The organism is Salifodinibacter halophilus (genome assembly GCA_012999515.1).
In the GTDB taxonomy this organism is placed as follows: domain Bacteria; phylum Pseudomonadota; class Gammaproteobacteria; order Nevskiales; family Salinisphaeraceae; genus Salifodinibacter; species Salifodinibacter halophilus.
The window spans coordinates 337,714-359,279 of sequence record JABEEB010000001.1 but is presented as its reverse complement, the minus strand read 5'-3'; the positions used below and the strand labels follow the sequence as shown (position 1 = coordinate 359,279).

19 protein-coding genes are annotated in these 21,566 nt (G+C 59.5%); 7 read left to right on the top strand and 12 right to left on the bottom strand.

What is annotated here, in order from left to right; all coding sequences use genetic code 11:
• Nucleotides 1–98: 98 nt before the first annotated feature.
• Both HKX41_01630 and HKX41_01625 read right to left on the bottom strand, forming a co-directional pair.
• Nucleotides 99–818, bottom strand: coding sequence for an ATP-binding cassette domain-containing protein (locus HKX41_01630; GenBank protein NNC22861.1), 720 nt, complete (start codon nt 816–818; stop codon nt 99–101).
• Complete coding sequence (locus HKX41_01625; protein NNC22860.1) at nt 811–2,064, bottom strand: lipoprotein-releasing ABC transporter permease subunit; 1,254 nt, start codon at nt 2,062–2,064, stop codon at nt 811–813. Before HKX41_01625 ends, HKX41_01630 begins: the two co-directional genes overlap by 8 nt.
• A gap of 150 nt (nt 2,065–2,214) precedes the next feature.
• Between HKX41_01625 and mfd the strand changes: the two genes are divergently transcribed.
• A complete protein-coding gene (gene mfd / locus HKX41_01620; protein NNC22859.1) occupies nt 2,215–5,757 on the top strand; it encodes a transcription-repair coupling factor in 3,543 nt (1,180 codons plus the stop codon).
• Between the two features lie 3 nt (nt 5,758–5,760).
• Here mfd and HKX41_01615 read toward each other — a convergent pair whose 3' ends face one another.
• Complete coding sequence (locus HKX41_01615) at nt 5,761–6,126, bottom strand: hypothetical protein (GenBank protein ID NNC22858.1); 366 nt, start codon at nt 6,124–6,126, stop codon at nt 5,761–5,763.
• 99 nt (nt 6,127–6,225) lie between these two features.
• Here HKX41_01615 and HKX41_01610 point away from each other — a divergent pair, with 99 nt between their 5' ends.
• Nucleotides 6,226–6,633 (top strand): STAS/SEC14 domain-containing protein, encoded by a 408-nt coding sequence (locus tag HKX41_01610; protein ID NNC22857.1) that lies wholly within the window; start codon nt 6,226–6,228, stop codon nt 6,631–6,633.
• A 129-nt stretch (nt 6,634–6,762) separates the two neighbouring features.
• On the opposite strand, the gene HKX41_01605 is transcribed toward HKX41_01610, so the two are convergent.
• From HKX41_01605 to cysM, 9 genes are all read right to left on the bottom strand, one after another.
• On the bottom strand, nt 6,763–7,566 hold the full coding sequence (locus HKX41_01605) for a sugar ABC transporter ATP-binding protein (protein ID NNC22856.1): 804 nt from the start codon (nt 7,564–7,566) through the stop codon (nt 6,763–6,765).
• A 40-nt stretch (nt 7,567–7,606) separates the two neighbouring features.
• On the bottom strand, nt 7,607–8,611 hold the full coding sequence (locus HKX41_01600; protein ID NNC22855.1) for an ABC transporter permease: 1,005 nt from the start codon (nt 8,609–8,611) through the stop codon (nt 7,607–7,609).
• On the bottom strand, nt 8,611–9,558 hold the full coding sequence (locus tag HKX41_01595; protein NNC22854.1) for a substrate-binding domain-containing protein: 948 nt from the start codon (nt 9,556–9,558) through the stop codon (nt 8,611–8,613). The genes HKX41_01600 and HKX41_01595 overlap by 1 nt, the downstream gene beginning before the upstream one ends.
• Nucleotides 9,559–10,232: 674 nt before the next feature.
• Nucleotides 10,233–10,811: a hypoxanthine-guanine phosphoribosyltransferase gene (locus tag HKX41_01590; protein ID NNC22853.1), complete on the bottom strand. Its 579-nt coding sequence runs from the start codon at nt 10,809–10,811 to the stop codon at nt 10,233–10,235.
• Between the two features lie 238 nt (nt 10,812–11,049).
• On the bottom strand, nt 11,050–12,102 hold the full coding sequence (gene nagZ / locus HKX41_01585; GenBank protein ID NNC22852.1) for a beta-N-acetylhexosaminidase: 1,053 nt from the start codon (nt 12,100–12,102) through the stop codon (nt 11,050–11,052).
• Entirely contained in the window at nt 12,095–12,601 is a 507-nt protein-coding gene (locus HKX41_01580) for a L,D-transpeptidase (GenBank protein ID NNC22851.1), read from the bottom strand. The genes nagZ and HKX41_01580 overlap by 8 nt, the downstream gene beginning before the upstream one ends.
• Entirely contained in the window at nt 12,585–13,055 is a 471-nt protein-coding gene (locus HKX41_01575; protein ID NNC22850.1) for a CYTH domain-containing protein, read from the bottom strand. The genes HKX41_01580 and HKX41_01575 overlap by 17 nt, the downstream gene beginning before the upstream one ends.
• 237 nt (nt 13,056–13,292) lie before the next feature.
• Nucleotides 13,293–14,621: a 23S rRNA (uracil(1939)-C(5))-methyltransferase RlmD gene (gene rlmD / locus HKX41_01570; protein ID NNC22849.1), complete on the bottom strand. Its 1,329-nt coding sequence runs from the start codon at nt 14,619–14,621 to the stop codon at nt 13,293–13,295.
• Between the two features lie 46 nt (nt 14,622–14,667).
• Nucleotides 14,668–15,567 carry a cysteine synthase CysM gene (gene cysM / locus HKX41_01565; GenBank protein ID NNC22848.1) on the bottom strand — a complete coding sequence of 300 codons (900 nt, stop codon included), beginning with the start codon at nt 15,565–15,567 and terminating at the stop codon, nt 14,668–14,670.
• 404 nt (nt 15,568–15,971) lie between these two features.
• Between cysM and HKX41_01560 the strand changes: the two genes are divergently transcribed.
• The 5 genes from HKX41_01560 (at nt 15,972) to HKX41_01540 (ending at nt 21,546) form a co-directional block, all read left to right on the top strand.
• Nucleotides 15,972–16,565: a biotin transporter BioY gene (locus tag HKX41_01560; GenBank protein ID NNC22847.1), complete on the top strand. Its 594-nt coding sequence runs from the start codon at nt 15,972–15,974 to the stop codon at nt 16,563–16,565.
• Nucleotides 16,562–16,981, top strand: coding sequence for a DUF1284 domain-containing protein (locus HKX41_01555; GenBank protein ID NNC22846.1), 420 nt, complete (start codon nt 16,562–16,564; stop codon nt 16,979–16,981). The genes HKX41_01560 and HKX41_01555 overlap by 4 nt, the downstream gene beginning before the upstream one ends.
• Before the next feature lie 130 nt (nt 16,982–17,111).
• Nucleotides 17,112–18,944: a translational GTPase TypA gene (gene typA, locus HKX41_01550; protein ID NNC22845.1), complete on the top strand. Its 1,833-nt coding sequence runs from the start codon at nt 17,112–17,114 to the stop codon at nt 18,942–18,944.
• A 375-nt stretch (nt 18,945–19,319) separates the two neighbouring features.
• A complete protein-coding gene (locus tag HKX41_01545; GenBank protein NNC22844.1) occupies nt 19,320–20,735 on the top strand; it encodes a nodulation protein NfeD in 1,416 nt (471 codons plus the stop codon).
• A 4-nt stretch (nt 20,736–20,739) separates the two neighbouring features.
• Nucleotides 20,740–21,546: a slipin family protein gene (locus HKX41_01540; protein ID NNC22843.1), complete on the top strand. Its 807-nt coding sequence runs from the start codon at nt 20,740–20,742 to the stop codon at nt 21,544–21,546.
• Nucleotides 21,547–21,566 lie beyond the last annotated feature (20 nt).

The window sequence follows — 21,566 nt, the reverse complement described above, 5'->3', positions numbered from 1 at the left end:
TGGTTTATTGCGCTGATTACGGCCAGGGGCCGCTTGCTACCAAGATTACACAGTTTTGCCGCGGCGCTAAACGCGGTGCGCGCTCGGTGCGATTCCGGTCAGTTCAGTTCGTCGACATCTGCGTGGACAAGGCGACCGTCTTCCAACGACCACACAGCATCGGCGCGGCGCGCCAGCGCCCGGTCGTGGGTGGCCAGAATTAGGCTGGTGTTCATCGAAGCGTTTAACTCGAGCATGGTCTCGAAGACCTGCTCCGCCGTGCGATGGTCCAGATTGCCGGTCGGTTCGTCAGCGATTATCGCCGACGGCCGTGTTATCAGCGCGCGCGCTACAGCCGCCCGTTGGCGCTCACCGCCGGATAACTCGGACGGCTTGTGCTCGGCGCGATGGCCAAGCCCCACTTGTTGCAGTACTGCACGTGCCTCGGTCAGCGCCGGCGCGATGCGATTTCGTCGTACGAAAAGCGGCATCGCCACGTTTTCAGCCGCAGTGAACTCGGGGAGCAGATGATGAAACTGGTAGATGAAACCGAGTTGTTGATTACGGAGCTTACCGCGGGCGGCGTTGGATAGCCGCATAATATCCTGCCCCGCGATCTCGACGCGGCCCTGGGTAGCCGTATCCAAGCCGCCGAGCAGATGCATGAGCGTGGATTTGCCGGAACCGGACGTGCCCACGATCGCCACCCGGGCACCCGGTGGAACCTCCAGATCGAGTTCATCGAGCACGGTTAACGGCTCATCGACACCGTCATAATGCTTAACCAGCCCGCGGCAAGCGATGATCGGCTCGTCGTTCGCAGACGCGGGACTATTCATAACGAAGCGCCTCGGCCGGCTGCACACGTGCCGCACGCCAGGCTGGATACAGCGTCGAGATAAACGACAACCCGAGAGAAAGTGCGGCGATCATGATGACCTGTGCCATTTCGACCTGCCCTTTCAACTGGGAGATGTAATAGACGTTGGGCGATAGGAAACGCGTGTGTAGCAATGCTTCAAGCGCGGGGATGATGTCCTGCATGTAAACCGACAACAAAACGCCCAGGATTACGCCGATGATTGTGCCGGCGACACCGAGCATCACGCCCTGGATCATGAAGATTGCCATCACCGAGCGTGGCTTTAACCCCAGCGTGCGCAGGATCGCGATGTCGCCTTGCTTGTCGGTGACGACCATGACCAGCATCGACACCATATTAAATGTCGCCACGACGATGATCAGACTCAGGATGATGAACATCATCGTCTTCTCGGTGCTGATGGCCTGGAAAAAGCTCTGGTGCTGCTGGGTCCAGTTCGTCACCCGAAACCGGTAGGCCAGCTCACTCGATAATGTCTGGCTGACTTGAGGCGCGTCGAACATATCCTTGAGCCGTAGCCGCAGACCGCTCGCACCCTTGCCGGTGTGATACAGCGCGCTGGCATCGCCCATCGCGACCATGATCAAGCCGCTGTCGTACTGATACATGCCAACGTCGAAAATACCGCTAACCGTGAAACGGCGGAAGCGCGGCACGATACCGGCGGGCGTGACATTGGCTTTGGGCACCATCAACGTAATGTGGTCGCCCACCCCCACGTTGAGCTGGCCAGCGAGCGCGCTCCCGATGACCATCTTGTAGCTGCCCTTTTGCAACGAGTCCAGCGAGCCGGCAACCATGTTGCTGGCCACTGCCGACACATCGCGCTCGCGTTTGGGCACCACGCCGCGCAGGCGCACACCTTGGATGCGGCGGCCGTTTTTCACCATGCCCTGGCCGTGTATATAGGGCGCCGCACCCGTTACCTGCGGATAGCGTTCATCGATCTTATCGCGGAGTTTCTGCCAGTTCTGAAGCGGGCCACTCGCGCTGGTGATCTCGACATGCGAAGCCATACCGAGGATTTTGCCGCGGAGCTCCGATTCGAAGCCATTCATGACAGACAACACCGTGATTAGCAGCATCACCGCGAGCGCGATGCCACCGATCGAGATTGCCGAGATAAACGATACAAAGCGGGTTCGCCGCCGACGTGCACGGGTGTAGCGCAGGCCGGTAGCGAGTTCAAGCGGTCGAAACATGGCGCGCATTTAAGCATATCGCTGCCCTTTGGCGTCACGAAAATTCGAACGATCTATGCCAGCTGATTCGAAAACGCCGCACGCGCTCGATTGCATAACCGTCAACGCGCTCCACAGCACGCCTGTCGTCGTAACGCATGTGGGATAATAGTGAGCGCTATGACGGATGCCGATACAGTAATCGAGACTGCCAGTGCGCTCGCGCCACCGTTTGCGCGCGCTGGCGACCAACAACGCTGGCCGAATTCAACCAGCGCTGCCAACGCACTCACTTTGGCCCGCACTGCCGAACGCGACGACGCGCTCTGCCTGGCCGTAGTCGCCGACGAGCAGCAGGCCTACCGGCTGGAAGACGCGCTGCGGTTCTTCGCCGCTGACGACCTCGCGGTACGCCATTTCCCGGACTGGGAAACCCTGCCATTTGATGTGTTCTCGCCGCATGCCGACATCGTCTCGGCGCGACTCGCACTTATGGCCGAATTGCCACAGGCTACGCGCACGATCGTGATCGTCGCCGCCGACACGCTGCTCCAGCCGCTGCCGCCGCAGCGTTTCGTCGACGCCCGCGCGATCTCGTTCGCCACCGGCCAAAAACTAGACTTCCACGATCTCCGCGAACGCCTGGCCGCCGCGGGCTACGCCGGTGTCTCGGAAGTTCGCACGCATGGCGAATTCGCGGTGCGTGGCGCGGTCATGGACCTGTTCCCAATGGGCGCCGATCAGCCCTACCGGCTCGATCTCTTCGACGACGAGATCGAGTCCATCCGCGCGTTCGACCCGGAAACACAGCGCTCGACCGATAAGATCGACTCGGTGCGGCTGCTACCAGCGCGCGAGTTTTCGCTGGCCGACGATGCGATCCAGTATTTCCGCAGCCGCTACCGCCAAGCGTTTAACGGCGACCCGTCGAAAAGTGCGATCTACACCGACATCTCGCGTGGCGTCCCCCCCGGTGGCATCGAATCCTATCTGCCATTGTTCTTCGATGAGACCGCATCGGTGGTCGACTACCTGCCGAATAGCGCACGCGTATTCGAGATCGGCGACGTCGACACCGCGTTGGCCGCCGGTTGGCAAAGCGTGGAGTCGCGTTACAAGCAACGCGCGGTTAATCCGGACCGGCCATTGCTACCCCCCAGCGACGCGTTTTGGACACCGGCCGCGATCCGCGATGCGCTCACACCTCGCGTAGCGGCCCGGCTGATTGGCGAAGCGCATGCCACAGACACGGATACTGCGTTCGATACCGCACCAGTACCGGATTTAACAGGCGCCAACGAAGCTGAAACCGGCCAAAGCGCACGCACCTTCATCGACAATTTCTCCGGCCGCGTACTGATTACCGGTGACTCAGCCGGACGCCGTGAAGCGCTGGCGGACTGGTTTACCGGTCTGGGCGTCACGCCGGCGCGCGTCAACGGTTGGCACGATTTTGTGGACGGTAACAAGCGGATCGCGGTGACATCCGCGCCGCTCGAGGCTGGCTTTGTGCTCGCCGAAGATGGCCTGGCACTCATCGCTGAAAGCCAGCTGACCGGCTCGAAACCGCCAACGAAAAAACGCCGCAAACGCCCGGCGCGCGATCCCGAAACCGCGATCCGCGAACTAAGTGATCTGGCCCCCGGCGCACCGGTTGTCCATCAGGACAACGGCGTTGGTCGCTATCACGGTCTACAAAAACTTTCCGCTGGCGGCGTTGAAAACGAGTTCGCCACCATTGAATACGCCGATGGTGACTTGCTCTATGTCCCGGTCGGCTCACTGCATCTGGTCCATCGATTCACCGGCGGCGACGCCGATACCGCCCCACTCCATCGCTTGGGCAACGACCGCTGGGCCAAGGCACGCAAAAAAGCAGCCCAGCGCGCCCGCGACACAGCGGCCGAACTGCTGGAAATTCAAGCACGGCGCGCGGCACGCCAGGGGACATCGCTGGTCGCGGATCCCAACGATCACGCCACATTTGTCGCCGATTTTCCGTTCACCGAAACGCCCGATCAGCAACGCGCAATCGATGACGTGCTGTCCGATCTCGCCGCACCGACGCCCATGGACCGCGTCGTCTGCGGCGATGTCGGCTTCGGCAAAACCGAGGTCGCGCTGCGTTCAGCGTTCACCGCGATCAATGCCGGCTATCAAGTCTGCGTGCTGGTACCGACAACCCTGCTCGCCCAACAGCATGACCAGAGTTTTTCCGACCGATTCGCCGATTGGCCGGTGCGCATTGGCGCCCTATCGAGGCTGCGCACCGGCAAGCAGCGCGAACAGATGCTTGCCGAGATGGCCAACGGCAACCTCGACATCGTCATCGGCACCCACCGTCTGCTGGCAAACGATATCAAGTTCAATAAGCTGGGCTTACTGATCGTCGACGAAGAGCATCGATTCGGCGTGCGTCACAAAGAGCAGATCAAGAACCTGCGCGCACAGGTCGACCTGCTGACCCTGACCGCGACACCGATCCCGCGCACGCTGAACATGAGCCTCTCCGGCCTCAGGGATCTGTCGATCATCGCCACACCGCCGGATACGCGGCTGGCGATCCAGACATTCGTCTCACGCTACGACAGCGCACTGATCACCGAGGCCGTCGGCCGCGAGATGCGTCGTGGCGGCCAGATCTACTACGTTTATAACCAAGTCCGCGATATCGACCGCAAGGCACGCGAACTTGCCGAAATCGTGCCCGAAGCGCGGATCCGCATCGCCCACGGGAAGATGCACGAGCGCGAGCTTGAAAACGTTATGCTGGATTTCTACCACCGGCGCTTCGACGTGCTTCTATGCACCACCATCGTCGAATCCGGCATCGACGTCCCGTCAGCCAACACCATCATCATCGATCGCGCCGACAACTTCGGCCTGGCTCAGTTGCATCAGCTACGCGGCCGCGTCGGACGGTCGCACCACCGCGCCTATGCTTACCTGCTAACCCCTCTCGAGGGCAGCATGACGCCGGACGCTGAGAAGCGCCTCGACGCCCTGGCTTCGATGGGCGATCTGGGCGCTGGGTTTGCGCTGGCCACCCATGACTTAGAAATCCGCGGTGCTGGCGAACTACTCGGTGAAGGCCAATCCGGGCAGATCGCCGAGGTCGGCTTCGATCTGTATCGCCAGATGCTCGACCGCGCGACCAATGCCTATCAAAGCGGAGACGTGCCGGACACCGACGTCGACGCCTTGCCGTCCGCCACCGAAGTCGAGTTGGGCGCGGCCGCACTGCTACCCGAAGAATACATCCCCGACGTGCACATGCGGCTGGTGCTTTATAAACGCATTAGCAGTGCCACGACCGCCGACGAACTGCGCGCACTGAAAGTCGAGTTGATCGACCGTTTCGGCCTGCTGCCGGAACCGGCCGAGACACTGCTGGCCGCCGCCGCGCTACGACTATCAGGGCAGGAATTAGGCTTGAAAAAACTGGAAGCCGGGCCGGACGTCGGTCGGCTGCATTTCGGCGCAGCCGGACGCATCGATCCAGAATTGCTGATCAGCCTGGCCCAGTCAGACCCCACGGCATATCGCCTGGAAGGCGACGCACGGCTGGTATTTTTTGTCGACATGCCGGATGTCGCCACACGCGCGCAAACGTTGGCCGTGCTGCTGGAAAAACTTGGCACACCAACTCGCGCACCACTGGCTGAACTGGGCCTGGCTAACGCACCACAAACGCTGGCCGCCGAAGCCAGTTAGTCTCTAACCATTCCCGTGGCGAAAAAGCTGGCTGACCGGGCGCTCCTCGGAATGCTGGCTATCGTCGCCGGCGTTGTCATTACTTTCTTTTAGCTGACGCTGGGCCTCGGAGCGCAGACTCCCCAGTTCTTTCAACGTCGCCACTACGGCTTCGATCCGCTCTTGCGGCCATTCGTTGACATAAGCCGGGATATCACCGTTGTTTTTGCTCATGGCTTCGTCGACGGCCAGCGCTTCGGCGCGGTGGCGCTCGAAACGTTCGGGCTCAGGCAGCACTTCGGTGATCACCGAGCGCTTAATCGATAGGCCGCCGATATCGACTGGCTCGTCGCCTTCTGGTGTTTGGTTGTCGGCTGATGATTCGTGCATAAGGCTCTCCGTGTTACGGCGACACTATATGACGATGCAACGCGCCATTTGCAATGCCGCACCCGCCGGGTTTGACGATTCGCGCAGCGGCGCCGAAACTTGCCGCAACATTACAGCTTGCTGACAGTCATGATCAGAATACTGCCTTTTGAAGTCGACTTCGTCCTCGCCCTCGCCATCGACGGGCCAATCAGTTCCGACGACGCCAGCTCGGTGATCGATGCTGTCGAAGATCGACTCGAGCGCCACAACAAACTCGGCGTCTACGTCGAGCTCCACAGCTTAGGCGGCGTGCCCGTCCGCTCGATGTTGAGCGATCTCAAGCGCGCATTGAAACACTGGCGTCAATTCAATCGCCTCGCGCTGGTCACCGACAACCGCTGGCTAGCCAAAGGCGGCCCGCTGATCAATCGCCTTTTTTCCAACGCCAAATTCGGCATCTACCGATTCGACGACAAAGCCGACGCTATTGCGTGGATTAGCGAACAAAGTAGCACCAACGAATAACCCGGCCAGCCCCACGGCCAACGACACCGACGAATGTTTACCGCATTCGCGCCCAAGTGCGCTATTTTGATTACAACCCGACGGCAACACAGTCGTCGGCGTCATCGTCTCAGTGGACCAAGCCAGCATTTACGATTCTGAGGCCATATCGGCTTCAGATTTTTGTTGGGTACGCGCCCCCGTGATTAGCCCAACGACGTCCTCCATGGAGTCCTGACTTGGATAGGCAGTGCCCGCACGGCATCCCAGGCGCATCACCTGAACACGGTCCGCGATTTTAAACACTTGCGGCATATCGTGACTGATGATCGCAACAGGAATACCGCGAGCACGCACTTGCCGAATAAGGTCCAGCACCATGCTTGACTCTTGGACACCTAGCGCAGCGGTCGGCTCATCCATTATGACGACCTTACGGCTCCACGAAATTGCCCGCGCAACGGCTACGCCTTGTCGCTGACCACCGGATAGCGTTTCGACGAGTTGGCTCGTTGAGTTCAAACCAATCTTGAGAGTGGACAGATTCTCGTGCGCCTGGCGGTGCATGCCTCGTTTATCCAGCTTGCGAAAGACAGTTCCTAATATCCCGCGAACACGTTTCTCACGACCGAGAAATAGATTACTGGCAATATCGAGAGCAGGCGCAACTGCGAGGGTCTGATAAACGGTTTCGATACCGTGCTCTCGCGCATCCAGAGGGCTCTGTAAGTGTACGGGCTGACCATTAAGCAACACCGATCCCGTATCCGGAACCAATGCCCCAGAGATAATCTTGGTCAAAGTGGACTTGCCAGCTCCGTTGTCGCCGACAATGGCAACTATTTCACCCGGATAAATGGCGAAGTCGGCATGGTCGAGTGCGGTGATACGCCCGTAGTACTTCGAAATACCACGGGCTTCAAGTACCGGAGTAGCCGTGTAGTCCGGCGTCATCCCGGTACGCTCTTTATCGTTGGTTGCTCCGATCACGGGATTACCCTCTCTCTCGGGTTCGCACTCGATCCAAACCGACAGCTAGGATAACGAGCAAACCGACGGCGATGTGTTGGTACAAAGCATCGATGCCAACGATCGTCAGACCATTGCGAAGCACGCCCACAATAAGAGCGCCGACCAAGGCGCCAATAACGCTGCCTCGCCCGCCAAAGAGGCTTATGCCACCAATCACGACCGCAGTGATGCTTTCGAGATTAAACATCAAGCCAGCACTGGGATCAGCCACAGTAGTGCGGCCCAGGAAGAGCAGCGCGGTGATCCCGTATATGATCGATGCCGCAAGATAAACTGACGCCAGCACCCATTTGACCCGTACGCCGGACAACCGTGCAGCCGCAGGATCATTACCCACTGCGTAAACATGCCGCCCCCAAGCAGTTTGGCTCAGCGCGTACCACGTCACGAGCAACACGCCGATCATTACAAGTGGTCCAATCGGAACCGCGGCCCCAGCTATATACCACGTGTCGCCCAACACGAGTAATCCCGATGGCACGCCAGTGACCGGCGCACCTCCAGCCCAAATCTGGGCTCCAGCACGTGTGGCGGTAAACAGGCCTAACGTTATGATAAACGGCGTCAGCCCCAGCCCCGCCACAGTTCCGGCTTCAAATACGCCGATGCAAAGCACTACGGCAAAGCCGCAGAGAACGGCCAACGGGATCGGCACGCCGGAGGTCGCCAAACTCGCCATGACGACCGTGGATAAAACCATCACGACACCGTTGGCCAAATCGATCCCCGCGACGAGGATGATTAGCGCCTGGCCAATGGCCAGCGTACCGACCGTGACCACCTGCTGCGCGATGAGCATGAAATTACTTACAGTGCCAAACCTGGGCGCTGCCAAGCTAAAAATCACACACAACGCAACCAACGCCACAACGGGCCCAAGAAGTCCGGCCTGCTGGCCAACTCTTGCGGTCGATACCACTGCTTTACCGAAACGTTGACCAACGGTTGTAGCCAAAGCGTTAACCATTAGCTACCCCAGCAATGTTTCAAACCATATTCGACGCCCTTGCTAGGGACACCGTCTTGCGGATTTTGGGTGATAAGCACTTCACCCGTATCGATTCGGCTGGGAATATCCTCCCCGCGCGCTGCTTTGAGAGACAAATCAATGGCCTTGGCCGCCATCTTGGACGGAAATTGCATTACGTCGGTATCGATTTTGCCCGCCTTAACGGCTCTGATACCGCGACACGAGCCATCCATCGAAACGATTGTGACCTCCCCAGTTTTTCCAAATTCTCTGATTGCCGCGGCAGCACCAAGCGCTGCTGGCTCGTTGATGGTCCACACCAAGTTGATGTTGGGATTCTTAGCCAACGCATTCTCCATAGCCGTTTGCGCCTTGCCACGGTCACCATGGGTTATCAAATCGATATTGGCGTCAGACTTTTCCATTCCGAAGCCGTTAAGGAACCCATTCATCCGATCTCGGTTAACCGATGAGCTGGGCGTACCTTCCAACAAGGTAACTACTGGATCTTCGCCCTTCATTATCTGCTTGACCCACTTCCCATTGAGCTTGCCCGCTTTAAGGTTGTTAGTCGCTACGAAACTCGACGACAACGACTTGGGCTTGACGGTGGTATCGACAGCAATCACGGCGATGCCTTGCTGCTTAGCTTTCTTCAGAGCGCGGCCCAGGCCCGAAGAAACATTGGGAACAATAGCGATGGCATCGACCCCGCGGCTTATGAAAGTCTGGACCGCCGAAATCTGAGTGGAAACATCGCCATCATAGCGGCCTGCCTTGACCGTAAGATCCACGCCTTTAGCCTTTGCCTCCTTTTGAGCTGCAGACTGCATCGCACCGAAGTACGGATTCGACAGAGTCTTCAGTACCATTCCAACGGACACGTCTGGGCTTGCTCCACTGGACGATCCAGCCGTTGCTGAAGAAGCGATTCCACCAGCCATGACGCCAAATAAAATGCCCCCATAGCATATGATTTTTCGGGAATTTTTTCCCCAATTAGAGGATGATCTCGGACGCGTGCAGTCTCGATATCTGATTTTCATGGCCTAAGAACTCCCTTTTGTTCCCCATTTTATCGCTCATACGAGTGCGGTTCGAAACTTTTTTCAAATTTCTAAACCATTGTCAAATCATTCTTTTGCCAATCCTGAGATAAACGGCGATTAACACTGGCGGCGCATATTCAGGTTTATTTTTGTAGGCCGCACCATTCCCTGGCAAGGCGTTCTCGAACAACACCATTGGGAAAGGCTATGACAATTTTTTCCAAAAGGATGAATCTCGCCAGATTCACTCAGGTGGGGGTTTGACGACCGCGAAGCGACTCTATTTTGTCTCGAGGTCGGCCCTTTTTGAATCGTGGCAACACCATTTGAGCGCGCGATGCCCTGGGCCCGCTCCCGGCTGATTATCCACTTTGGATTCTAGATTCAACCACTTTTGCAAGTGAATCGATGCAGTGCCTGACGCTGCCTGCCTCGTAGTGCATCGTCTACGGACTATCATGGCCCGGCCGGTCCCGCCTCAAGCGTTGTTGGACTCGACGTGCGGGCATTGGCGAGTCCAGAGCACGCTGGACTCGCGCTGTCGCCGATGACGCCGACGGTTGTAGTCGTTACGAAGCGTCTTCCGCCATCGCCCAGATCGCCCGCAGTTGGCGAAAATAGCCGCGGTAGTCCATGCCACCGCCAAACACATAGCGGTCCGGCACATTGGCGCCGACAATCTCGACCGAGACATCGTCTACACGGCGCGCGTGCTGTTTATTCAGAAGCGCTGCCGTGGTCAGCGAGGCCGGGCGCTGCGCGCGCAGTGCTCCTTGAATTTCGGCTAACGTATGGCCCTCGTCCACGATGTCGTCCAAGACCAGCACATGCCGATCGGTCAGATCGGTCCGGGGGCTGACTTTCCAGGCCAAGGTGCTGCCGCTAATGGCGCTGCCGTAGCGGGTCGCGTGGAGATAGTCCAGCTCAAACCCAAAATCGAGGCACTCCATGATGCGCACGCTCGGCACCATGCCGCCGAGCATGACACAGACGATAACCGGGTTCTGGCCCGCTAGTTGTGCGCTGATCTCGTCCGCCATTCGGCGATAGCATTGCTCTAACTCTTCCGCACTTACCACTTTTTCCGCATGCCGATACACCGCATCGGCTTCATCGTGCAGGCTGAGTTTGGCTTCGGGGCTGGCCATTTTTACTGGCCTCCGGTGGGACGCGCATTACGGCCGACACGAGGGCAATGGCGTTCTAATCGGTGATTGAATCCGGTCATCGAGACTCTTTGCGATCGGGGTGGATGTGACGAACGGGGGTCGCGGCCATAGGCCTGTTCTTGTAGGCGCAATATTGTCTAAGATTCACGGCAGCAGCGCCACATGCAGATCGTGCATAAGTTCGATTATCCGTCTTCAACCGGCCATAGCAGGCGCGTTAGGTTTCGTCGATTAACGCCGCTGCCAACGAGCGTGCCTGATCAGCGCGCTCTCGGCCCGCATCGCTATCCAGACGGATAGCACCGGCCTGACGCGCACGCACGTGTGCGCTGAATTCAGCACGCCGTACGGCGGCGGCCCCGGTATCGGTCTCGGCAATTGTCTGCACCGCAACTTCGACCGACGCGCGATCGTGACACAGCGGCAGAAAATCACATCCGGCCGCCAGCGCAGCATGGGCGCGTGCCGATGGCATACCACCCGGTGCGGCACCAGCCATTGCCAGATCATCGCTGATCACCGCGCCCGTAAAACCGAGCCGACCACGCAGCCACTCGCCAAGCCACGTGCTCGACAAACTGGCTGGTGTATCGTCGAATGCGGGATAGCGCACGTGAGCGGGCATCACCGATTCCAAACCGTCGGCAATCAATCGCTCGTAAATAAACAGCTCCGACGCCAAGGCCGCCTGCGATCGTTCGTCCACCGGCAGCTCGTGATGCGAATCAGCAGTCACGGCGCCGTGACCAGGAAAATGTTTGGCGGTCGCCACCATGCCGCCCGAGCGCAACCCCTTGATTAGCGCCCACGCGAGTTCGGCGACAGCTTCCGGATCATCCGACAATGCACGCTCACCAATCACCGCCGACACTGCGGCTGCCACGTCGACCACCGGTGCTAGCGGCACATCGACGCCAACCGCTAGAAGCTCGCCCCCCAGTAGCCAACCGATTTCTTCCGCCGCGCCAAGTGTCCATTGCGCATCGCGGGCATAAGCACGACCCAGCGCACGCATCGGCGGCAGGCCAGTAAAACCATCGCGAAACCGTTGCACCCGGCCACCTTCGGTGTCGGCGATCACCAGCAACTCGGGATCGACCTGCCGTATCGCCTCGGTAAGCGATGCCAATTGCACCGGATCACGGTAGTTGGCGGTAAACAGAATCACACCGCCCACATCGGGATGAGCCAGCAGTGAGCGGTCGGCCTCGGTCAACGTCGTACCGGCCACATCCACCCAGAGCGCGCCCGGCGCGCGTGGCTCACTCATGAATATCAACCGGCGTGCCAACGGGAACCCGGTCGAACAAATCGATCACGTCGACGTTTCGCATACGGATACAGCCGATGGAGCCGGGTTGGCCAAGGTCAACGCTATCGGGCATGCCGTGGATGTAGATATAGCGGCGCATGGTGTCGACATCGCCAAAGCGGTTGACACCCGGCTCGCAGCCGCACAGCCACAAAATGCGGGTCAAGATCCAGTCGCGCCGCGGCGCCTCGGCAGCCAACGCCTCCGAGTATATTTCGCCGGTTGGTCGACGCCCTTTGAACACTGTGCCGATTGGTGCGCCATCGCCAATTCGAGCACGAATACGGTGCGTGCCGCGCGGTGTCTGATTGCTGCCGTTACGCTCGCCGGCACCGCGTGCCGCTGTCGATACGGGGTATTCGAGCGCCGCGACGGCTTCGCGCTCCAGAGTCAGACGTTGTCGACCGAGGTCGATCGTAATGCGCGGGACACTGCTCACATCACCTCCAGGTCGCATACGGCGCCAACGCCAACGCGTGGTTGTAGTAGCGCTCGTCGTCGGTTACTTCGGTGCCGAGCCAGTCTGGCTTGTCGAACGCTTCGTCGGCGTCGTCCAGTTCAATCTCAGCCACGATAAGCGGTGCGTTATCCCCCGCGAACTCGTCAATTTCCCAGATGTGGCCCGCGTGTTCGACCCAGTAGCGTATCTTTTTCACCGGACTGGCGACACACATATGATCGATCATGTGGCGAGCATCAGCCAGCGGGATTTCGTAGTCGTACTCAGCACGGGTAGTACCAATCTCAGCCGCTTTAATATTCAACCGCGCGCTATCGCCGTCGATGCGTGCGCGAATCGAGGCAGGTCCGCGACCACAGAGATACCCCTGCTCGTAGTGGCGCGAGGCATGCGTCTGGTTACGCCAAGTGGCGTCACTGATCAAAAATTTACGTTCGATTTCCGTTGCCATGATCTGCGTTCAATCAAACTCTTGTTGCGTTGAAATCATAGCGGCATGGATCGCCGCCCTATCAGCCATTCTCGTAACAGTATGAATACCAAGCGCCTCGACGTGCGAGCGCAAGGCTATAGTTGCTGGTTCGGTCGACACCAAAGAGATTCCGAACCGGTTGCGAGGAAAAGCCGAAGGACAGCATGCCGCTGGCAGCCAATTGCTGGATAAATCGCTGGGTAATCCGCACCAGCGTTATGGCCGGTCAAACACTGCAACCGACTCGACATGTGCGGTATGCGGGAACATGTCGGCCACGCCGGCGCTGCTTAGACAGTAACCATGCTGATGGACGAGCACATCGGCGTCGCGCGCGAGTGTAGCCGGATGACAACTGCAGTAGACGACCCGGCGTGCGCCGGTAGCAGCCACTAAATCCAACACTTGCGCCGCACCGGCGCGCGGCGGGTCGATAACCACGGTGTCATAACGCCCCGCCCAGATGGGTGCCTCGCCAGGCTCGAACAAATCCGCCTTATGGTGTTCGATGTTAGCCGCGCCATTGAATGCCGCGTTCTCGCGACCACGTGCGACGAGCGCCTCTTCGCCTTCGACGGCCACAACGCGCCCCGCTCGGCGAGCGATGGGAACGCTTAGGTTGCCAAGCCCGGCGAACAATTCCAGCACGGCGTCATCGGCATCAACATCCAATGCCGCCACAACGGCGTCGACCAGCCGCGCATTGATAGCCGCGTTGATCTGCACGAAATCGCTGGGTTGGAAAAACAACCGCGTTTCGAATCGTGGCAGGTCGTAGTACAGCGCCGGTGCATCGGCCGCCAGTGGCGCAATGGTTTGCTCACCACCCGGCTGTAGATAGATGGAAAAACCCAAACGGGCCCCGAAATCAAGCAACCGGGCATGGTCGGCTTCGCTCGGTGGATCGAGCACACGAAAAACCAAGGCTGTCACGTTGTCGGCGGCGGCGACTTCGATCTGTGGCACACGCTCACGAATCGACAGGCCGTCGATCAGTTGGCCCAATTCGGTCAAGCGCTGACCGACATCCGCTGTCAGCACGTGGCAACGCGATAGCTGTGCGATAAATGGCGCCCCACGCTCGCGAAACCCGACCAACGTGCCGCCTTTCTTCGGCACATATTTCACCCCCAACCGGGCGCGGCGACGGTAGTGCCAAGCTGGCCCCGTGATCGGCTCGCGCATGGCCTCGGGCGTCACGCCACCGACACGTGTCAACGCATCGACCAACTGTTGTTGTTTGTAGGCGCGTTGTGCCTCGGGGCTAGCGTGCTGGACCGCGCAGCCACCGCAAACACCGAAGTGTTTACAGCCAGGCGTGACGCGCTCGTCGGTCGCGCTCAGTAGCGTCGCCAGCTCGGCTTCGTCATAGCCAGACTTCCGCCGCGTTGGCCGATAGATGACCTGCTCGCCCGGCAACGCGTCGCGTACAAACACCGCTTTACCGTCGTCATCCCGCCCGACACCGCGTCCGCTGTCGGCCAAATCGACGATCGTGGTTAGCCCACGCGGGTGCGGTTGTTTCTGCCGCGAACGGCGACTCACGGCATCAACCTAGTCTGCGATATGAATCGCGATATCTCGACCACGCTCATTCCGGCTTGTCGTACACACCGGTCGACAGATAGCGATCGCCGCGGTCACAAATAATCATCGCGATCGTCGCATCACTGGCCTCACGCGCGACGGTCAGTGCCCCGAACGCGCTGCCGCCCGACGATGGTCCGGAAAAGATGCCTTCTTCACGTGCGAGGGCTTTCATGGTCGACTCGGCATCGTCTTGCGCCACATTGACGATACGATCCACACGTTCGCGCTCGAAAATCGACGGCAGATACGCCTCGGGCCACGCCCGGATCCCCGGAATACTCGACTCGCCCGCCGGCTGCACACCAATAATCTGGATATCCGGGTTCTGTTCTTTGAAAAAACGCGAACAGCCCATGATAGTGCCCGTGGTCCCCATGGTCGCAACGAAGTGGGTAATCCGGCCGCCGGTCGCACGCCAGATTTCCGGCGCAGTGGTCTCGTAGTGGGCGCGCGGATTGTCGGCATTGGCGAATTGATCCAACACCTGTCCCTCACCGTTACGTTGCATCTGCTGGGCCAGATCGCGGGCACCTTCCATGCCCTCGTCCGCGCTCACCAAAATGAGCTCGGCGCCATAAGCGCGCATCGTCGCGCGGCGTTCTTCGCTGGCCGTCTCCGGCATAATCAGCCGCAAACGGTAGCCTTCCATGGCCGCGACCATGGCCAGCGCGATGCCCGTATTGCCACTGGTGGCCTCGATCAATGTATCGCCCGGCTCGATCTCACCGCGTTCAGCCGCGCGGCGGATCATGCTATACGCCGGCCGATCCTTAACCGACCCAGCCGGATTATCCCCTTCCAGCTTGGCCAACAGGGTATTCGACGTCGCGCCCGGAAGCCGGCGCAACCGCACAAGCGGCGTCTCGCCAACACAGCGCTGCAAGCTCGGATAATCAGTCATGGCCAAATTTTAGCAGCCGCTGGCAGATCCTTCCGTATAGAGCCCCTGCTATCAACGGCCCAAGGCATAACCGGGGCCTCAAAACTCTGGACCATCTTTACGCTATCCAAGCGGCGCTGTCTGGGGACGGCGCGAATCTTCAATACGGCGCAAGCGACTCACGATAACTAACTGCACTTTTGTGCTTGCGTCCAAAACGCATCGGTCATCAAGGCAGTTTGTACCGTTCGTCAGCCGCAGCGCGGCATCGCCTTAAACGTATTAGACCCAATGCCCCGATAGCGGCATAATCAGAGCCAGTTCGTGATTTACAAACCTGTCATAGACAGCAACGGTGCTTAAACTAAGGCTATTGCCACCGGCACCGATACTGTTTGCAACCACAAACCGCCGAGACCGACATCATGGCCTATTCCGACTCATCCACCGCCGAACCTATTTCGAGCATTCTGACTTGGCGGGGTCGTTCCATCGGGTGGCAGGCCGCCGCTATCTTTGCCGGCACACTTTTTCTGGCACTGGCGTCTTGGCTTTCTGTGCCCATGTTGCCGGTGCCAATCACCATGCAGACATTCGCTGTGGTGCTGGTGGGCGCGCTATTCGGCTGGCGGCGCGGCGGCTTGACCATTATGGCTTGGCTGACTGAAGGCGCGCTCGGATTTCCCGTTCTGGCCAATGGCACCGGCGGCCTGATTCATTTTCTCGGCCCGACAGGCGGCTACCTATTGGCGTTCATCCCGGCCAGCATGATGATCGGTTGGTTGGCCGAGCGCGGCTGCGACGGATCCCGGCCCGGCTACGCCTTTATCAACATTTTGGCTGGCCATGCAGCGATACTGGCTATCGGCGCGGCTTGGCTCGCCGTCATGATCGGCCCGAGCAAGGCGATCGCCACCGGGGTTACACCGTTTCTGCTCGGCGCACTGCTTAAGTCCGGATTAGCGACGCTCACGCTCACGATGATCGCGCAAGGCAAGCGCCGACTCAGACAAAGTTGAGCGTTTGTCTTCGGCCCCATCACCTGCTTTGTACGCTCACCTATATTGGCAAGGGCTACAACGCTGATTTCATAGCGAATTACGATCGGGTTATCGAACGTATTAAAGGCTGTGAACCCGTTCGAATTGTCGAGGGGCCGGATGATATTTGTGCCCCACTGCTCGAAGGCAATGCGCATCCGCATTGCTTGGAACAACGTGTGGTCGAAAACGACCGGCTCGCCGCGCGGGATGTTGAACCTCTGTTAGGCCAAACCATCCGTCCCGGCGCGTCGCTTGATTTCGATCCCAAGCTCGTTGCCCAGCTGCGCCAGGCATTTGTTGCAGGCGATGTAAGAGCTGCATGCCACGGCTGTGAATGGGCCAATCTCTGCAACACCATCTCGGCAAACGGCTTCCCAGACACCGCACTCTGATCCCACCATCGCCACAGCGCCAAGATGAAAGATCAAACCCAGTCGTTGGTACTAGCAAGACAGAGAGCCACACATCTAAGCGTCTTACATGTCATAATGGCGCGTTAACCTGAACGCAATGCCACAAGCCATGCCCGCCACGATTCGCAACATTGCCATTATCGCGCACGTCGATCACGGCAAAACAACGCTCGTTGACGGTCTGCTGCAACAGTCCGGCACACTCACGGCACGCGAGGACGCGTCCGACCGGATCATGGACGTCAATGATCAGGAACGCGAGCGCGGCATCACGATTACAGCCAAGAACACGGCGATCGAGTGGCGCGACCCGCGATCGGATACGGTCTACCACATCAACATCGTCGACACGCCCGGTCACGCCGATTTCGGCGGCGAAGTCGAGCGCGTGTTGTCGATGGTCGACTCCGTTTTGTTGCTCGTCGACGCAGTCGACGGGCCGATGCCGCAGACCCGCTTTGTCACCGAAAAAGCTTTCGCACTCGGCTTAAAACCCATTGTGGTGGTCAACAAGATTGACCGCGAGGGCTCCCGGCCAGATACCGTGCTGACTCGCACGTTCGATCTGTTCGACGGCTTGGGCGCGACCGACGAACAGCTCGACTTCCCGATGCTGTACTCCTCGGCAATTAGTGGCTACGCCGGACACGATGAGAATGTGCGCGACGGCGATTTGACGCCACTTTTCGAGACCATCGTCGACCGAGTACCGGCACCGCCGGTGGCCGATGAGGGCGCATTCCAAATGCAGATAACCACGCTGGACTACAACAGTTTCGTAGGCCAGATCGGTATCGGGCGTGTGGCCCGCGGCAGCATCCAGACCAACAGCCAGGTCCGAATCGTGGATCGCGACGGCGGTGTGCGCTCCGCCAAAGTCGCATCGATTTTCGGCTTTCTCGGCCTGGATCGCGTCGAAGTCGAACGTGCTTCGGCCGGGCAGATCGTGGCCTTTACCGGCAGCAATCAATTGGCCATTTCCGATACGCTCTGTGATCCGGAACAGCCGGAATCCCTGCCGGCGCTGACCGTTGACGAGCCAACCATGAGCATGACGTTCGAGGTCAATAAATCGCCTATGGCGGGCCTCGAGGGTAGTTATCTCACCAGCCGTCAAATCCGCGAACGGCTGGACAAAGAGCTCCAGTCCAACGTCGCCCTGCGCGTCGCATCCGGTGGTGATGCTGATCGTTTCACCGTATCCGGTCGCGGCCTGTTGCACCTGTCGGTGCTGCTGGAAACCATGCGGCGCGAAGGTTACGAGCTGGCGGTGTCGCGACCGGAAGTCGTCACGCGCGAAATCGACGGCCAAGTGTGCGAACCATTCGAGCGTGTCATGTGTGATATCGATACCGAACATCAGGGCTCGGTGATCGATGCGCTCAACCAACGCCGCGGCCAACTCTCCGATATGCAACCGGACAGCCAGGGCCGCGTGCGGCTTGAATTCACCGTGCCTTCCCGCGGGTTGATCGGTTTCCAGACCGAATTCATGAGCCTGACCTCCGGCACCGGCATCGTCACCCACGTGTTCGACCACTACGCACCGATGCAATCCTCGGCGCTCGGCCAGCGCCGTGCCGGCGCCATGATCGCCACCGCTTCCGGTAAAGCCGTCGCTTACGCCATCTTCAATCTGCAGGATCGCGGCCAGATGATGATCGCGCCGAACGACGACATTTACGAAGGCATGGTTGTGGGTATCCACGCTCGCGAAAACGACCTGACTGTCAATGTGCAGAAGGCCAAGCAGCTCACCAACGTGCGCGCAGCGGGTTCCGATGAAAATATCGACCTGACGCCGCCCGTTCGCATGTCGCTGGAAGAAGCCATCGAGTTCATCAACGACGACGAACTAGTGGAAGTCACCCCCTCGGCAATCCGTGTACGCAAACGCGGCCTGACCGAGGCCGACCGCAAGCGTGCGGGGCGGGCGAGCTAAAGCCTGCCATCGAGCAGCAACGAAGCGGTGCCACAACCGCTCGCCGCTGCTCGCGCGAAAGCGGATCGACTGACCTCGCGGCTGAAGCCGCGAGGTCAATCAAAAGGCAAAACGATCCGATCTGTCCTTTGAAAATTTAACCTCGAGGGACTCGCCATAAGCCACGGGACCAACCGTGGATTAGTCACGTGCATCATCGGACTGTATGGACGCGCCATCCACCGCGCCTGATAAAGTCAAGTAACAAACCGTTCGCCCAAGCAGGCGACCGGTCGTCTCCGACGCTCAGGACAGCTCGTGATTTCAAACGCGGTCGATCACAGCCCTGTTTTTGGCAACACACAGCGGGCGGCCGGGCTTTCACCGCCCTGCCCGATGCGACGCTGCATATTCGCCATCCTGTTCTTCGCAGCGTCTATCGCAGGCATATACGCCCCGTGCGCCAGCACTGAGCCCGCGCACGAAATCGCCGTCACCGGGCCGATTGGTCCGGCCACCGTGCGTCACATCAATCACGCACTACCCGCCGCCGCCAACGCGGACGCGCCAGCGGTCATTCTGCGGCTGGACACGCCGGGCGGGCTCGCACGCTCCATGCGCCAGATTGTCAAAACCGTGCTGGCGAGTCAGGTGCCGATTATCTGTTACGTAGCGCCCAGCGGTGCCCGCGCGGCGAGTGCCGGCACCTATATCCTGTATGCCTGCGATATCGCGGCGATGGCGCCGGCGACCAATGTCGGTGCCGCAACGCCGGTAACACTCGGACCCGGCGGTGTGCCGACGACGCCCGGTTCAACGCAAAACGACCCATCAAACCCCAACAATTCGAATCCAAAGGATTCAGCCGGCAAAGCCAATCAAAACGCACCCGCCGACAGCCAAACCGCCGAGCGCCGCAAGATCGTCAACAACGCGGTGGCCTATATTCGTAGCCTGGCCGAAACCAACGATCGCAACGCCGACTGGACCGAGAATGCCGTCCGCGCCGGCGCGAGCATCAGCGCACAGACAGCCCGATCCAAAGGCGTTATCGACCTGATCGCGCCGAACACAAACGAACTTTTGAACCGGTTGGATGGTCGCCAACTGCAAATCCACGGCAATAGCGTAACGCTACACACATCCGGTTTATCGGTGACCAAGACACACCCTGGGTGGCGTACCCAATTGATTGGTTTTATCACCCAGCCGAGTGTGGCACTTGTATTTTTCGTGATCGGTATCATCGGCCTGATCGGCGAGCTATTTGCGCCCGGGACGGCCGTGCCGGCCACGATTGGCACCCTGTCTCTATTCATCGGGCTTTACGGCTTTCACATGCTACCCGTCAACTACGTCGGCCTAGGTCTGGCAGCGCTCGGCGTCGCGCTCATGATTGCCGAGGCATTCGTGCCGAGTTTCGGCGCCCTTGGCCTCGGCGGCACCGCGGCATTCGTATTCGGCTGTGTCATGCTCATGAACACATCGGCGGCCGCGTTTCAGGTGCCCATTGCACTGATTGTCGTGATCGCACTGGCAGCTGCAAGTATCCTCACGCTAACGGCGATCCTGTTCAGACGCGCGCGACGGGCGCGCATCCATACAGCCACTGGCGGGCTGATCGGCAGCGAGTGTGTGGCGATTGGCACATTCGAACGTGAAGGTCGGGTCTGGCTACACGGCGAATCATGGCGCGCTCGCACGCAAACACCGCTCAAGCAGGATGCGCGGGCGCAGGTGGTTGCCGTATCCGGCCTTACCGTTGAAGTCGAGCCCATGCCACAATCCAATTCGACCCACCTGGAAGGATAGCGCCATGGGACTGCAAATCATCGTCGGCGTAGTCGTGCTGGTCGCGATCTTGATCGCGGTATCACTCCGTGTGCTGCCGGAATACGAACGAGGTGTGATGTTTACGCTCGGTCGCATGACCGGCGTCAAAGGGCCAGGCTTGTTTTTCGTGGTCCCTGTCCTGCAGCGGATGTTCAAGATCGACACGCGCGTCTCGGTCATGGATGTGCCGCCGCAGGACGTCATCTCGCGCGACAACGTCTCGGTCAAGGTCAATGCGGTCGTGTACTTCCGCGTTATCGAATCCGACAAGGCCGTGGTCGAGGTTGCCGATTATCGCGATGCCGTCAGCCAACTCGCCCAGACCACGCTACGCAGCGTGCTCGGCCAGCATGAACTCGACGAGATGCTGGCCTCGCGTGAAAAGCTCAACACCGACATCCAGGAAATACTGGACCAGCACACCGACCCGTGGGGCATCAAAGTCGCCAACGTCGAGATCAAACAGGTCGATCTCGAAGAAAACATCACCAAGGCCATCGCACGCCAAGCCGAAGCGGAGCGCGCCCGGCGCGCCAAGGTCATCAACTCTGAGGGTGAGCGCCAAGCCGCCGAGAATCTATCGCTGGCCGCGCAACAACTGTCGACCGAACCACAGGCGATACAGCTTCGCTATATGCAGACTCTCGTGGACATCGCCGGCGACAATAACTCAACGATCGTCTTTCCACTCCCGATGGACCTAATCGAGCCACTGATGGATTTAACGCGCAACGGCAATTCGGCGTCGGTCGACACCAGTGCCAACGACGACGATCAGCCCGACTCCTGATCCGCATCGGTCTAGGACAA

What these genes read in the sequence shown, in the direction of transcription:
- HKX41_01630 (NNC22861.1), bottom strand. Translation starts at nt 818, where the DNA reads ATGAATAGTCCCGCGTCTGCGAACGACGAGCCGATCATCGCTTGCCGC.
- HKX41_01625 (NNC22860.1), bottom strand. Translation starts at nt 2,064, where the DNA reads ATGTTTCGACCGCTTGAACTCGCTACCGGCCTGCGCTACACCCGTGCA.
- HKX41_01615 (NNC22858.1), bottom strand. Translation starts at nt 6,126, where the DNA reads ATGCACGAATCATCAGCCGACAACCAAACACCAGAAGGCGACGAGCCA.
- HKX41_01605 (NNC22856.1), bottom strand. Translation starts at nt 7,566, where the DNA reads ATGACGCCGGACTACACGGCTACTCCGGTACTTGAAGCCCGTGGTATT.
- HKX41_01600 (NNC22855.1), bottom strand. Translation starts at nt 8,611, where the DNA reads ATGGTTAACGCTTTGGCTACAACCGTTGGTCAACGTTTCGGTAAAGCA.
- HKX41_01595 (NNC22854.1), bottom strand. Translation starts at nt 9,558, where the DNA reads ATGGCTGGTGGAATCGCTTCTTCAGCAACGGCTGGATCGTCCAGTGGA.
- HKX41_01590 (NNC22853.1), bottom strand. Translation starts at nt 10,811, where the DNA reads ATGGCCAGCCCCGAAGCCAAACTCAGCCTGCACGATGAAGCCGATGCG.
- nagZ (NNC22852.1), bottom strand. Translation starts at nt 12,102, where the DNA reads ATGAGTGAGCCACGCGCGCCGGGCGCGCTCTGGGTGGATGTGGCCGGT.
- HKX41_01580 (NNC22851.1), bottom strand. Translation starts at nt 12,601, where the DNA reads ATGCGACCTGGAGGTGATGTGAGCAGTGTCCCGCGCATTACGATCGAC.
- HKX41_01575 (NNC22850.1), bottom strand. Translation starts at nt 13,055, where the DNA reads ATGGCAACGGAAATCGAACGTAAATTTTTGATCAGTGACGCCACTTGG.
- cysM (NNC22848.1), bottom strand. Translation starts at nt 15,567, where the DNA reads ATGACTGATTATCCGAGCTTGCAGCGCTGTGTTGGCGAGACGCCGCTT.
- HKX41_01560 (NNC22847.1), top strand. Translation starts at nt 15,972, where the DNA reads ATGGCCTATTCCGACTCATCCACCGCCGAACCTATTTCGAGCATTCTG.
- typA (NNC22845.1), top strand. Translation starts at nt 17,112, where the DNA reads ATGCCCGCCACGATTCGCAACATTGCCATTATCGCGCACGTCGATCAC.
- HKX41_01545 (NNC22844.1), top strand. Translation starts at nt 19,320, where the DNA reads ATGCGACGCTGCATATTCGCCATCCTGTTCTTCGCAGCGTCTATCGCA.
- HKX41_01540 (NNC22843.1), top strand. Translation starts at nt 20,740, where the DNA reads ATGGGACTGCAAATCATCGTCGGCGTAGTCGTGCTGGTCGCGATCTTG.